The organism is Leucobacter sp. wl10 (assembly GCF_003569785.1).
Taxonomy (GTDB): domain Bacteria; phylum Actinomycetota; class Actinomycetes; order Actinomycetales; family Microbacteriaceae; genus Leucobacter.
Genome location: NZ_KZ983996.1, coordinates 33,919 through 47,784 on the forward strand (window position 1 = coordinate 33,919; position 13,866 = coordinate 47,784).

The following is a 13,866-nucleotide window of genomic DNA, read 5'->3' on the forward strand; positions in this document are numbered from 1 at the left end:
ATTGGTGCGACGATGCGGTCCAGATGCGTGCGCGCGCGTTCTCAGAAGCGCGGAGGGACCGGGCGTGACGGCTGAGTCTATAGAGGACTCGCGGAGCGCCGACGCCGACGCGCGGTGGCAACTGCGCCAGGCTCGGGTGCAGTCTCTGCTCTACCTCGGCGGCGATTGCCTCATCTGGGTCGGCGTCGTCGTCGCGGCGGTGGTGCTGCGCGCCGAGTTCGTCTTCGCCGAGGTCAGCTGGCCGGCGACCCTGGCTCTGGGCGTCGTGGCGGCCGCGCTGTTCGCGGGGTTCGGCTACCTGCTCGGTCTCCATCAGGGCCGATATCGGTACGGCTCCTTCGAGGAGGTGCAGTCGCTGGTCATCGCGTCCCTGGCCACGACCGCCGTGCTGACCCTCATGGTGTTCGTGCTGGGCCCGGATGTGGGGCTCCCCAGAAGCACCGTGCTCATCGCCTGCCCGATAGCGATCACGCTGATGTTCGGTGCGAGATACGTCCTCCGCATGTCCCGCAACCGCTCGCGGATGCCCCACCCGAGCGCCACTCGGACCATCGTCGTCGGGGCCGGCGGCGCTGGAGAGCACATCATCCGCAACATGCAGACGGATCCCCAATCCCCGTTGCGCCCCGTTGGCATCCTCGACGACGATCCCGCGAAGCGGCGACTTCGACTGCACGGGGTCCCGGTGCTGGGCAACACGCACCAGCTCACCCAGCTGGCCGGCGAGACCGGCGCACAGGTCGTCGCGCTCGCGATCGCGAACTCCGACGCCGAGCTCATGCAGCGCATCACCGACGCGGGTACCCAGGCTGGGCTGAGCGTCCTCGTCATCCCCACGGTGCAGCAGATCGTCTCCGGCGGGTTCTCCGTCTCCGACCTGCGCACGGTCGAGATCGAGGACCTTCTGGGTCGCCGACCCGTCGACACCAGGATCGAGGACATCGCGGGGTACATCACCGGCAAGCGCGTTCTCGTGACGGGCGCGGGTGGATCCATCGGAGCGGAACTGTGCCTTCAACTGCATAAGTTCGGGCCGAGCGAGCTGACGATGCTCGACCGCGACGAGACCGGGTTGCAGCAGGCACAGCTGGGAATCACCGGGCACGGCCTGCTCAACACGGGCGACGTGGTGCTCGCCGACATCCGGGAGGCGGACGAACTGCTGCGCGTCTTCGAGGAGCGACGACCGGAGGTGGTGTTCCACGCGGCCGCGCTGAAGCACCTCCCCCTGCTCGAGCAGCACCCCGACGAGGCGTGGAAGACGAACGTGCTGGGCACGCTCAATGTGGTCAACGCCGCGCGCTCGGTGGGCGTGGGCACGTTCGTGAACATCTCGACCGACAAAGCGGCGAACCCCACGAGCGTGCTGGGGCACTCGAAGCGCGTCGCCGAGAAGATCACGGCGTGGGCCGCCGAGGAGACGGGGCAGACGTACCTCTCGGTGCGATTCGGCAACGTGATCGGCAGCCGCGGTTCGATGCTCCCGACGTTTCGCGCCATGATCGACGCCGGAGGGCCGCTCACGGTGACGCACCCCGAAGCCACTCGATACTTCATGACGATCCCCGAAGCCTGCCAGCTGGTGATCCAGGCCGGCGGGATCGGCCGCCCCGGCGAGGTACTGATCCTCGACATGGGAGAACCCGTGCGAATCCTGGATGTGGCGAAGCGCATGGTGGCGATGTCGGGAAAGCACGTCGAGATCGTGTTCACCGGTCTGCGCGAGGGCGAGAAGCTGCACGAGGAGCTGGTAGGGTCGCGGGAGACCCTGGAGCGGCCGTTCCACCCGCAGATCTCGCACACGCGAGCGGACCCCATTCCCCCCGAACGACTGGACAAGGAAGGTTGGCTGGCGCGCATGCACGGGTCACCCCGCAACAATGAGACAGGCGTGGTTCCGCGAACCGTCCACGAGACTCTCCCGGAGACGACCGCCCAGTGAACGAACGGATCTATCTCTCCCCGCCCGACATCGGAGAGCTCGAAGAACAGGCCGTGCTCGCTGCGATGCGGGGCGGTTGGATCGCGCCGCTCGGGCCCGAGGTCGACGCGTTCGAACGCGAGCTCGCCGACCGCGTCGGGGTCAAGTACGGGGTCGCCCTGAGCTCGGGCACGGCCGCCCTGCACCTCGCGCTCCTCACTCTCGGTGCAGCACCGGGCACGGTGGTGGTCACGTCGACCATGACCTTCGCGGCGACGACGAACGCGATCGCGTACACGGGCGCCGAGCCCTACTTCGTCGACTGCGTGCCCGAGACGGGGAACATGGACCCCGAGCTGCTGCGCCTCGCCCTGCTGCGGCTTCGTGAGGAGCGCGCGAACGTCGTCGCCGTGCTGCCCGTCGACCTTCTGGGCAAGCCCGTCGACTACGCGAGCATCGAGGGCATCGCCTCCGAGTTCGAGGTGCCGGTGCTCTCCGACGCGGCGGAGTCTCTCGGGGCGACCTTCCGCGGACGCCCGACGGGCAGCTTCGGCGTCGCGTCCGTGTTCTCGTTCAACGGCAACAAGGTGATGACGACGTCGGGCGGCGGCATGCTCATGACCGACGACGAGGCCATGATGACGAATGCGCGCTACCTCGCGACGCAGGCGCGTCAGCCGGTCGTGCACTACGAGCACCACGACGTCGGGTACAACTACCGCATGAGCAACCTGCTCGCGGCGCTCGGGCGCGCGCAGCTCTCCCGGCTCGACGACATGATCGCAAGGCGCCGGCAGCTGCGCGACGAGTACAAGGCCTTCTTCAAGGATGTGGGCGGCGTCGAGGTGTTCGGCACCGAAGACGATGAGCAGGACAACGTCTGGTTGACCGCGATCTCGATCGATCGGGCGGTGACCGGCTGGACGGCCCGTGAGCTCGCGGATGAGCTGCTGCGGCATCAGATCGAGAGCCGGCCGCTCTGGAAGCCGATGCACCTGCAGCCCGTGTTCTCGGCGCACCGCGGCGAGATCAGCGGCGCCGCGGAGCACCTGTTCGAGACGCACCTCACCCTGCCGAGCGGCTCCGCGACGACTCCCGACCAGAAGACCTTCGTCTTCGAGAAGCTCTCGGAGTTCTTGCGAAGATGAGCACGAAACGTCCCTACGACGCGCTGAAGCGGGTGCTCGACTTCGTCACAGCGCTCGTACTGCTCGTACTGACCGCACCGATCCAACTGGTCGTTGCGGCGCTGGTCTCTGTGAAGCTCGGACGTCCGGTACTCTTCCGGCAGGCGCGCCCCGGAAGGAACGGACGGATCTTCACGCTGCTGAAGTTCCGTTCGATGCTGCCCGTCGACGAGACCAGAGGACGCGTCAGCGACGCCGATCGTCTCACACCGTTCGGGGTGAAGCTGCGTTCCACGAGCCTCGACGAGCTCCCCACGCTGTGGAACGTGGTTCGGGGCGACATGAGCATGGTCGGCCCCCGACCACTGCTGGTCGAGTATCTGGAGCGCTACACTCCGGAGCAGGCACGCCGTCACGAGGTGCGGCCGGGAGTCACCGGCCTGGCTCAGGTGAGCGGTCGCAACGCGATCAGCTGGAGTGAGAAGTTCGCCTTCGACGTCGCGTACGTGGACAAACGCTCCTTCGGTCTCGACACACGGATCGTGGCCAAGACGCTCTCCGCAGTTCTCTCGCGGCGCGGCATCAACCAGGGCGGACACGCTACCATGACCAAGTTCGGTGGTGAGTGAGCTTGGGAAGAGACGTCGTGGTGATCGGCGCAGGAGGTTTCGGTCGCGAAACTCTCGACGTGATCGAGGCTTGGAATCAGCGCGGAGAGGGTGCGCCGCTCGAAGTGCTCGGAGTCGTCGATGACGCCCCCACCGAGAGCAACCTGGAACGACTCGCTCGCCGCGGGTACGAATACCTCGGCGACTTCTCCGCGTTGGTTCGCCTCGGCGCTGCCGTCGACTACCTGATCGGTGTCGGCAATCCCGCGACACGAGCCGCGATCGCCGCGAAGTGCGACGCGCACGGGCTCCGGGCAGGCGCTGTCGTTCACCCTTCAGCGTCAGTGGGGTCGGATACGGCGTTCGCCGACGGCACCGTGATCTGCGGCGGGGTTCAGGTTTCGACGAATGTGAGGATGGGGCGCCACACCCACCTCAATCCGGGGTGCATCATCGGCCACGACACCGCCCTCGACGATTTCGTCTCCGTGAACCCGGGGGCGATCGTCTCCGGCGATGTGAGCATCCGGGATCGCGTCCTCGTCGGAGCGGGAGCGGTGGTGCTCCAGGGCCTGTCGGTGGGCGCTCGGGCGACGGTGGGGGCAGGTGCGTGCGTGACCCGCGACGTTGCGCCCTGCACCGTCGTGAGCGGGGTGCCCGCAAGAGCGCACGAACGGGAATCAGGGACATGAAGGTACTCATCGTCAGCCAGTACTTTCCCCCCGAGAACGTACCTATTCCCTCTGATGTTGCGGCCGACCTCCGAGCGCGCGGTCATTCCGTACGCGTCATCACCGGTTTTCCCAGTTACCCTCTGGGGAGGGTCTTCCCGGGGTACCGGCAGCGCTGGCGCCAACGTTCAATGGAAGACTGCGTTGAAGTCTGCCGCGTTCCGCTCTATGTCGACCACTCCCAGAGCACAGTCAAGCGAATGCTGAACTACATCACGTTCGCGCTGTCCTCCGCGTCCGCTCGGCGTTTCGTTCGCGGCGCCGACGCGATCTATGTCTACGCCACGCAGATGACACCGGCCCTGGGTCCGTGGTTGTGGCGAATGACCGGCGGCGCCCCGTACGTGCTGCACGTGCAGGATCTCTGGCCCGATTCGATCACCGGTTCGTCTCTGTCGGGGGGCGGCAGGAAAGCCCGGCTGATGGAACTGGTGCTGAACCCCTGGATCGGGCGAGTGTACCGGCGGGCCGCTGCGGTCATCGGTATCGCGCCGACCATGGTCGAAACCCTTGTGGAACGCGGGGTGAGCGCGGAGCGAGCCGAGCTCGTATTCAACTGGGCACGGAACCTTTCTGCAGACCCTGAGACGGTTCCCAAGAGCTCGAAAACACCCAACGGCCGCGTCGTGTACGCGGGTAACGTCGGGGATATGCAGGATCTCGAGACCGCGATCCGCGCGGCAGCGGCATCGGCGGAGAGCGGCGTGACGCTGAGCATCATCGGCGAGGGCGTCGCGAAGGCGCGCCTGCAGCACCTCGCCTCCGAACTCGGTGCTACGAACATCGATTTCCGAGCGGCCGTGCCACCGACTCAGATGGCTTCGGTCTACGCGGAGGCGGATTTCGCGCTGGTCACTTTGAAGGATCTCCCGGCCTTCAGGGGAACGGTCCCGTCGAAATTCCAGGCTGCTCTCGCCCACGGGCTGCCGGTGGTGACCACCGTGCAGGGTGACGTGCGCCGCCTTGCCGAAGAGCGCGGAGTGGGGTTCACCGCAGACGCCGAGTCCATCGACGATCTGGCGCGCGCGTTCAGGGAAGCCGCGCGTTGCACCGGCGCCGAGCGGGCCGAGATGGCCGTTCGGTCGAAGGAGACCGCGCAGCGGCTGTTCTCCCGTGACGAGGCGATCGCACGCATCGAGGAGATCTTGCGAAGAGCCGCCGAGGAAAGGAAGATCGGGAAGTGACAGACTCCTACACTTATGAAGGCGCTCGCGTACTCGTGACCGGGGGCACCGGTTCCTTCGGCAACACGGTCGCCAGGCGCCTGCTCGACCGCGATGTGGCCGAGATCCGGATCCTCAGCCGCGACGAGGCCAAGCAGGATCTCATGCGTCACGAGATCGGCGACCCTCGGCTGCGCTTCTACGTCGGCGACATCCGCGACTACGACAGCGTCAACCGGGCCAGCCGAGACGTCGACTACGTCTTCCACGCGGCGGCGCTGAAGCAGGTGCCGTCGTGCGAGTTCTTCCCCATGGAGGCGGTGCGCACGAACGTGCAGGGCAGCGACAACGTGGTGCATGCAGCCGAGCACAACGGGGTGAAGTCCCTCGTGTGCCTGAGCACCGACAAGGCCGTGTATCCGGTCAACGCCATGGGCATGTCCAAGGCGATGATGGAGAAAGTGGCGCAGTCGCACGGTCTGAACAACCCGAACGCGGCGACCACCGTCTCGCTGGTGCGCTACGGGAACGTCATGTACTCCCGCGGATCGGTCATTCCGCTCTTCATCCGGCAGCTGAAGGCCGGCAAGAACCTCACCGTTACAAACCCGCAGATGACGCGGTTCATGATGTCGCTCGCGAACTCGGTGCAGTTGGTCGAGTTCGCATTTCAGAACGCTGAGCAGGGCGACCTCTTCGTGCGCAAGGCGCAGTCGTGCACGATCCAGGACTTGGCTCAAGCGGTCATCAACCTGTTCCGCTCCGACGCGCGCATCGAGGTGATCGGCACCCGGCACGCGGAGAAGATCTCGGAGGCGCTGGCCACGCGCGAGGAGCTTGCTCGCGCCGAGGACATGGGCGACTACTTCCGCATCACCGCCGACAAGCGCGACCTGAACTACAGCCAGTACTTCGAGCAGGGAGACCCGAGCCAGGCCCGCTTCGAGGACTACGACTCGCACACGGTCGAGCGTATGACGGTGAGCGAGGTCGAGGATCTGCTGCTCACTCTGCCAGAGGTGCGCTCCGAACTCGTGCTCGCCGGGGTCGAGGTGGAGGACGAGCTTCGATGAAGCACATTGCGCTCACCGGCTCGAACGGCTTTCTCGGCTGGCACACGCGACTGGCGATGCAGGAGCGGGCTCTGCGAACCGAGGCGATCGCGGTGGGTGACCGCTTCGACGCGGCCGCGGCTGCGGTCGCCGTGAGCGGCTCCGAACGAGCGGTCCATCTGGCAGGGGTCAATCGCGCCGCCGAGGCGGAGGTGCGCGACGGAAACACGCTGTTCGCCGAGCAGTTCGCCGAGGCTCTTCTGCGCGCAGAGACACCGCCGCCAGTCGTCGTCTACGCGAACTCGACGCAGTCGACGAACGGCTCGGTGTACGGCGACGCCAAGCTGCGGGGGGCTGAGATCGTGGCGGAAGCGGCCGCACGCATCGGCGCCGAGTTCACAGACGTGGTGCTGCCGAATCTCTTCGGTGAGCACGGCCGTCCGTTCTACAACGCCGTGACAGCGACCTTCTGCCACCTGCTCGCCGAAGGCGAGGGCCCCACGGTCGAGAACGACAAGGAGCTGACGCTGCTGCACGCGCAGAACGCCGCTGATCTGCTCCTCGGTAACGCAGAGCTCGGCTCGCAGCAGGAACTCGAGGTGCACGAATCCGTGTCTGGACTCCTGGAGCGCCTGGCTGCCATCGCGGAGACCTACAGCGCGGGAGAGATCCCCGATATCTCGAGCCCCTTCAGCCGCGACCTGTTCAACACCTACCGCTCGTACGCCTTCGAAAAGCTCACACCGATCGGCCTCACTCGGCATGCGGACCCGCGAGGCTCGTTCTTCGAGATCATCCGCGCGCACGGCGGGCCGGGCCAGTCGTCGTTCTCCACGACGGTGCCGGGGATCAGCCGCGGCGACCACTTCCACCGGCGCAAGGTGGAGCGATTCACGGTGCTCGCGGGGTCGGCTACGATCTCACTTCGAAGGCTGTTCGACGACCGCGTCTTCGATTTCGCGGTGAACGGAGAGAGCCCGGCGGCGGTGGACATGCCGACGGGTTGGGCGCACAACATCACGAACACGGGGAGCGAAACCCTGTACACGTCGTTCTGGACGAACGATATCTTTGATCCTGAACACCCCGACACGATCGCAGAGGCAGTGTGAGATGACTAAGAGGCTCAAGGTGATGACCGTGGTCGGCACCCGTCCCGAGATCATCCGCCTTTCTGCGACGATCAAGCTGCTCGACCAGCACACTGATCACGTGCTCGTGCACACCGGTCAGAACTACGACTACGAGTTGAACGAGGTGTTCTTCGAGGATCTCGGCCTGCGCAGGCCGGATCACTTCCTGGAGGCCGACACCTCTTCGCTGGGCGCCGCCCTCGGCAGCATCCTCACCAAGACCGAGAGCGTGCTGCGGGAAGAACGACCGGACGCGTTCCTCGTGCTCGGCGACACCAACAGCTGCATCTCGGCGGTCATCGCGAAGCGGATGAAGATCCCGGTGTTCCACATGGAGGCCGGCAACCGGTCCTTCGATGAGAACGTGCCCGAGGAGACGAACCGGCGGCTCGTCGACCACGTCTCTGACTACAACCTCGTCTACACCGAGCACGCGCGGCGCAACCTCCTGGCCGAGGGAATCCACCCCTCCCGCATTCTGCTGACCGGTTCTCCCATGCGAGAGGTGTTGGAGCAGAATCGCGAGCAGATCGACGCGAGCGACGTGCTCGACCGCCAGGGGCTCACGCCTCAGGGCTACTTCCTGGTGAGCCTGCACCGGGAAGAGAACGTCGACAACCCGGAGCGGCTGGCGGCCGCCATCGAATCGCTGCAGGCGCTCCGCGCAGAGTACGGGCTGCCCGTGCTGGTGTCGACGCATCCACGCACCCGCAAGCGGCTGGAGTCCCTCGACGACGACGCGAAGGAGGGGATCGTCTTCCACCCGCCCTTCGGCTTCCACGACTACATCAAGCTGCAGCAGGAGGCCAAGATCGTGCTCTCCGACAGCGGCACGATCAGCGAGGAGTCGAGCATTCTCGGCTTCCCGGCGGTGACGATGCGCGACTTCATCGAGCGCCCCGAGGCTCTGGACGCCGGCGCGATCATTACGACTGGTATCGAGCCAATAAGGGTGATCGCCGCTACCCAAGTTGTTCTGAAGGAGTCTGAGCGCCGAGCAACTCCTGCTGAGTATCTGATCGATGACGCTGCCCACCGTGTTGTGGGCTTCGTCTACAGCGCAGCAGCATCCCACTACCAGCGATTGGGCCTACGTCGCCCGAAGGATCGACTCGTCACGCCCTCGTTCCCGACGGGCCGATAGAGCTACCTGCCTACTGGTGCCGTTTATTCTTCACGGGAGTATGTGACTACAAGTGAGCAAGACCCTCGTATACTATTTTGCCTTCCCTCATTATCGTCGCGAAGTTCTCAACCATCTGCAGCGCCTTCCAGGCCAACCATTCGATCTTGTGGCAGGACGCAACTCGCGGGCGAACATCGATGCACTCGATGAGAGTGACCTCGAAGGCCTGCAGATCGTTCCGACCTTTCGAGTCGGCCCCTTCAGCTGGGACCGGAGGATCGTGCGGCGGGCCCTCAGCGATGGGTACACGACTGTGATTCTGGGCCCTGCCACGTTGTCGCTGAGCACCTGGGCGATCCTGATCGGACGCAGGGTCGCCAGACGCAGGACATTTCTCTGGGGACAATGCGGTCGATACGGTGACCGGTCGCTGAAGCGTCACGTGCAAGAGCTGATGAACCGTCTCGCAACCGGTCTTCTCGTCTACGGGAAAAAAGAAGCGAATGCAGCGACTCAGCTGGGGCTGGACTCGCGCAAAGTCACGGTAGTAAACAACGCGACGCACTCGAATGAGGATGTGCTTCGCGCTGACGACCATGAGGAACAGCTGGCTCGAGCTCAGAGGGCCGCCTACAGAGCGAAGACGGAGGGCGACCTTCGGATCCTTTTCGTAGGACGGCTGAATGCGGACAAACGCCTTGACGTTCTTCTACGCGCCACCGAGCAGCTGAGGCAACGCTACCCGTCAACGGTGATCGACCTCATCGGAGACGGAGACGCTCGAGACGATCTCCGTAAGAACTTTCCCGAAGAATGGGTTCGATTCCATGGATGGGTATATGACACAGAGGAGTTAGCGCACTACTTTCAAGCTGCGACTTTTGTGTGCTCACCGTTCCATATGGGGCTTCTCGCCATTGACGCGCTCCGAGCCGGCACGCCTGTGCTCGTACCCGATAATCCCATGAACGGCTCCGAGGTCGAAGCGCTCACGCCCGGTATCAATGCAGTGCGCTTTCCCCCGGGTGAAGAACGGGGTATTCTGCTGGCCGCGGAGTCCTGGTTCCGAGCAGTGGAAGAGATCGACGCTGTCGAGTTTCGCGAGGCAAGAACGACCGCGCTTTCGACCTGGGACCCGGTAAACGTGGCCGCGAGCATCAGGCGCGCAACTGCCGACTAGCTGCGGGGGAGAAAGTGAAGAAGAAGTCACCAGCATATTTATGGCTCACTGGTCACGTGCGCAACGTCGGTGATTCGATGCTGCGTCGCCCGCTGGCCGATCTCTACCGAGAGACCGGACCGATCTCTGTCTGGTCGGGCGCACCCGGTTCAGGTTACGAAAAAGGCCTACGCATTACGAACGCCGAGAGCGCGAGATCTTTTCTTGCTTGGGCTCTGGAATTCACCCTTGCGGCAATACGCGGTAAGCCTACGTTCGTGTTCAACGCAGGAGAGTTCGGTGTCACGAAAGCCTACTTTTTCGGTCTACTCGCATTGGCTCCGGCGCTGGCCCTTGCGTCCGCGAAGGGCTCAAACATCATCTGGGCGGGTGCCGGGGTTAAAGAACTACGCCGATACTTCATGTGGCCGTTCAAAACGCTCGCAAAACGTGCCGACGTTCTTCTCTGGCGCGACGTCACTTCGACAGGCCTCATGGGGCGCGGAGACATCATGCCGGACTGGGGGTTTGGGTTAGGGCCAGGAGGAGAAAAAGCGTCTACTATCAAAGACGTTAGTATCGCCGCACGTCGATACATCGCTATCTCTTTACGCGGTGATCGCCAACAGCCGTCGCAGGAATGGATCGAGGCAGTCGGCCGGCTGGCCCTACGCGTCAACCGCAAACTGATCTGTGTTGTGCAGGTGGAGGACGACGAACAGATGGCGCAATACGTCGCCAATCGACTCAACGCTGAAGTGGTGGCCTGGGGAGACAGCAACCACTGGGAGCAGGAACGGCGTATTCGCTTGACCTATTCACAGGCAGTGCTCACTCTGTCGGATCGACTGCACGGACTTATTATCGCGGCCACCGAGGGGTCCATCCCCCTGGGATGGTGCGAAGCAACTACGCCTAAGGTCGCAAACCATTTCGAAGTCATTGGCGCAGACTGGGTTGGCCCGCGCTCAGACTCAATCATCGAGTTGTTGGACTCTCTCGACGAGGCTCGGATCGAAGCTCTATCTACACTTAGTTTGACCAGGGTTCACGAAGCAAGGTGCAGAGTTGACGCTGTTCGCAGAAGACTGAGAGCGGCGGAGCATCACTAATGGGACTTCCAGCATCGGAAGGCGATGCGCAATGAGTTGGGAACGCTGGTATGTTGTGGGCGGCCAAGCCGTTGGCCAACTCGCCACGGTTGTAACTCTCCCGTTACTGACGAGAACTATAGATCCCGTATCGATGGGGCTCTATCAGTCAGCATTCGCCCTTGGAGTAATACTTCAGCCTCTCGCATCGTTGCGTCTGGAGTTACTCTTGCCTGCCGTGCGAGGTAAGAACGAACTTCAGCGCTTGGTTCGCTTCTCCATATGGTCGCAGTCCATTTGCGGTGCGGTGGTGCTCGCGTTCTTCGTCGTGTTTGCTTCGCTGGGGGAATATAACGCTGGACAGATCGCGATCATGGCGGGTCTGATCATGATCGCCTATGCGTCGATGGCGATCGACAATGCGCTCCTCGTGCGGCACGGAGCCATGCGTCGCCTTGCCGCGCGGAATCTTCTAACCGGGCTCCTCACTGCGGGATTTCAGATCGCTGTAGCGCTCTCGCTACCGAGCATCCTTCTCCTGGCGGCATCGATCCTTGCGGGGCGCTCCATCGCTATTCTGCTAACACGCCAATCACGACCTTCTCAACCAGAACCAGCCTCTGAAGGCGCGGAGAACATCCGGTGGTCTCCCGGGCGTGCGGTGTATTCGATCCTTTCTGGCCTGGCATCCTCAGCATCCTTGCAGGGGCTCACCGTCTATGTCACAGTCGGATTTGGGGCCGCCGCCGCCGCCTCAGTCGGCGTCGCGCAACGGAGTGCAAGCGCTCCGGTCGCGCTACTAAGTCAGGGCATCTCGCAGTATTCGCAGGCAAAGATCGCGGCGGAGCTGAGGTCAGGAGGCGCGATGGCCGGGGCGGAAATCGTGAAGCAGATCCGAGGGACCTTGCCGATAGCGATATTCGTAACGATATGTCTCGCGGTGTTAGGACCACTGTTGTCGCCGGTGATTTTCGGTTCGGAATGGAGCGCGGTTGGCCAGATCATCGCACTCCTAGCAGTACCGATTGGTCTGCAGCTCTTGATCTCCCCTGTGATGTCCGTCTTCGTGATGTTGGGACAGGAACGGCGTTTGCTCGCCGTTCAACTCGCGCGCCTCGCCGTATCGCTCACCGGTGCAGTCGTGGCACAGTTGCTCGTGGGAGACATGATGATGAGCGTTCTGGGGTTTGCCATTGGCACAGTGATCGGCTACGTCGTTACCTTCCTCGCAGTTTGGCGGCTGATTCGTGCGCATTAGCAGCCTGACGCAATCCAGGTCAGAAGGTCCCGTTTTCCGTGGGCGCCGCTCGATGATTCGGGCTTGGCGACGACGAGTAGGATCGGCTCGGGCGAGAGGTAGGCGGGGGATGTATGACTGAGTACTTGATCACGGTGGCGATCCTCTTCGGGATCTTCCTCATCGGCGCCGGCCGTCGCTTCGGCTACCTATCTGCGATCAGCCTCTTCGTCTACGCCCAGTCGGTGATGGCGATCGGTATCATCCCGTCACTCGAGATGGGCAACGCCGCTGATGAAGTCCACGCATGGCTTATCATCGGCACGCTCACCGTCGTTGTCCTCACGGCGACCGCGTACGCGATGTTCCTCAGGAGCGGTCGCCGTGATTATGCACCCGATGTGGACTACGTCTACCCGAAAACCTCGACATGGGCTCTTCTCCTGCTGTCGATCGCGGTATGCGTCCTATACTATTCCGCAATTGGATACATCGCCTTCTTTGAATCCCTTCAGAGCATCGAAGGCGGTGGAGACGAAGACATTGCTGACCTCCGTATCCAGTCTTACTCCGGTTCGCGCTACCTATTCCCCGGTTATGTTAACCAGTTCAAAAACTCGCTGCTCCCCGCCCTAGTGATGGTGATTATCATCGCCGCTTTCCGCTTTCGCGCTCGCGGACGGCACTTACTCACCATCGCCCTCGTACCGATGACGCTCGTATTCCTTCTCGGCACCGGTCAGCGTGCTCCATTCGTCCGGGCTTTGATATTCATCACGATCACTTTTTATCTGATCGCACCGAAGAAGATGAAGAAGTACGCACCAAGGATAGTTTTGGCGGGGCTCCCCCTGTTCTTTCTTACAACGGTTGCCACCGGCCGCGCGGCGCGGGAGCTTGCGGAAGCAGACGGACTCTTCGGAACGACCCAGGTGTTATTCGAGCAGCTGTTGTTCCGCATTTTTGGCTCCAGCCAGCTCGGTTCCGTGGTTGGATTCCGATGGGCGTACTCACAGAACATACCCGCCGGTAGTGAGTGGGCACAAAGCATCCTTGGTCTCCTTCCTGGACAGGCTGGCTCAGACACCGCAAATCAGATCTTCGCGCTGCTCTACGGTTCGACGCGCGGTACCGCACCGCTCTCCTTGTGGGGCTCGGCGTACTATAACTTCGGCATGGGAGGCTCACTGCTCCTTGCATTCTTCCTTGGCCTGTTGCTGTGCGCACTGTCTCAAAAGGCGTTGATGTTCAAGAAGATGAGTGTCATTCAAGCGACAGGTGTTGCCGGAGTATCAATGGCCTCTGGCCTATGGATTTCTGACGGCCCGACGACACCGTTGAATGCGGGACTCCTCGCCTTCGCCTTTCTTTGGATTTGGGGGGCTCGTGTCGCGAGGAATCATGAAGTTCGACAAGCGAAACTCTTGAATGCGCAAGGACACAATTCATTAGGCCCGATAACGCTCTCTACCAACACCAAACGACAATCCCACAAACGATGGTGACCCCGTAGATTAA

Annotated in this window: 12 protein-coding genes; all 12 read left to right on the top strand. The window is 63.1% G+C overall.

The window, feature by feature from the left end:
* Window positions 1–64 precede the first annotated feature (64 nt).
* The 12 genes from D1J51_RS10430 (at window position 65) to D1J51_RS10480 (ending at window position 13,853) form a co-directional block, all read left to right on the top strand.
* Window positions 65–1,942 carry a polysaccharide biosynthesis protein gene (locus tag D1J51_RS10430; RefSeq protein ID WP_240423149.1) on the top strand — a complete coding sequence of 626 codons (1,878 nt, stop codon included), beginning with the start codon at window positions 65–67 and terminating at the stop codon, window positions 1,940–1,942.
* Window positions 1,939–3,069 (top strand): DegT/DnrJ/EryC1/StrS family aminotransferase, encoded by a 1,131-nt coding sequence (locus D1J51_RS10435; RefSeq protein WP_119075135.1) that lies wholly within the window; start codon window positions 1,939–1,941, stop codon window positions 3,067–3,069. The genes D1J51_RS10430 and D1J51_RS10435 overlap by 4 nt, the downstream gene beginning before the upstream one ends.
* On the top strand, window positions 3,066–3,677 hold the full coding sequence (locus D1J51_RS10440; RefSeq protein ID WP_119075136.1) for a sugar transferase: 612 nt from the start codon (window positions 3,066–3,068) through the stop codon (window positions 3,675–3,677). Before D1J51_RS10435 ends, D1J51_RS10440 begins: the two co-directional genes overlap by 4 nt.
* Before the next feature lie 20 nt (window positions 3,678–3,697).
* Entirely contained in the window at window positions 3,698–4,348 is a 651-nt protein-coding gene (locus tag D1J51_RS10445; RefSeq protein ID WP_256386010.1) for an acetyltransferase, read from the top strand.
* Window positions 4,345–5,571 carry a glycosyltransferase family 4 protein gene (locus tag D1J51_RS10450; RefSeq protein ID WP_119075138.1) on the top strand — a complete coding sequence of 409 codons (1,227 nt, stop codon included), beginning with the start codon at window positions 4,345–4,347 and terminating at the stop codon, window positions 5,569–5,571. The genes D1J51_RS10445 and D1J51_RS10450 overlap by 4 nt, the downstream gene beginning before the upstream one ends.
* Window positions 5,568–6,623 (top strand): polysaccharide biosynthesis protein, encoded by a 1,056-nt coding sequence (locus D1J51_RS10455; protein WP_119075139.1) that lies wholly within the window; start codon window positions 5,568–5,570, stop codon window positions 6,621–6,623. The genes D1J51_RS10450 and D1J51_RS10455 overlap by 4 nt, the downstream gene beginning before the upstream one ends.
* Window positions 6,620–7,714, top strand: coding sequence for a polysaccharide biosynthesis C-terminal domain-containing protein (locus D1J51_RS10460; protein ID WP_119075140.1), 1,095 nt, complete (start codon window positions 6,620–6,622; stop codon window positions 7,712–7,714). The genes D1J51_RS10455 and D1J51_RS10460 overlap by 4 nt, the downstream gene beginning before the upstream one ends.
* A gap of 1 nt (window position 7,715) precedes the next feature.
* Window positions 7,716–8,879, top strand: coding sequence for a non-hydrolyzing UDP-N-acetylglucosamine 2-epimerase (wecB, locus tag D1J51_RS10465; protein ID WP_119075141.1), 1,164 nt, complete (start codon window positions 7,716–7,718; stop codon window positions 8,877–8,879).
* Window positions 8,880–8,931: 52 nt separating this feature from the next.
* Window positions 8,932–10,041, top strand: coding sequence for a glycosyltransferase (locus D1J51_RS10470; protein ID WP_162903766.1), 1,110 nt, complete (start codon window positions 8,932–8,934; stop codon window positions 10,039–10,041).
* Between the two features lie 14 nt (window positions 10,042–10,055).
* Window positions 10,056–11,132, top strand: coding sequence for a polysaccharide pyruvyl transferase family protein (locus D1J51_RS17930; protein ID WP_162903767.1), 1,077 nt, complete (start codon window positions 10,056–10,058; stop codon window positions 11,130–11,132).
* A 133-nt stretch (window positions 11,133–11,265) separates the two neighbouring features.
* The gene (locus D1J51_RS17935; protein WP_162903768.1) at window positions 11,266–12,369 is read left to right on the top strand and encodes an MATE family efflux transporter; all 1,104 of its coding nucleotides are present in this window, start codon (window positions 11,266–11,268) and stop codon (window positions 12,367–12,369) included.
* 113 nt (window positions 12,370–12,482) lie between these two features.
* On the top strand, window positions 12,483–13,853 hold the full coding sequence (locus D1J51_RS10480) for an oligosaccharide repeat unit polymerase (RefSeq protein ID WP_119075144.1): 1,371 nt from the start codon (window positions 12,483–12,485) through the stop codon (window positions 13,851–13,853).
* Window positions 13,854–13,866 lie beyond the last annotated feature (13 nt).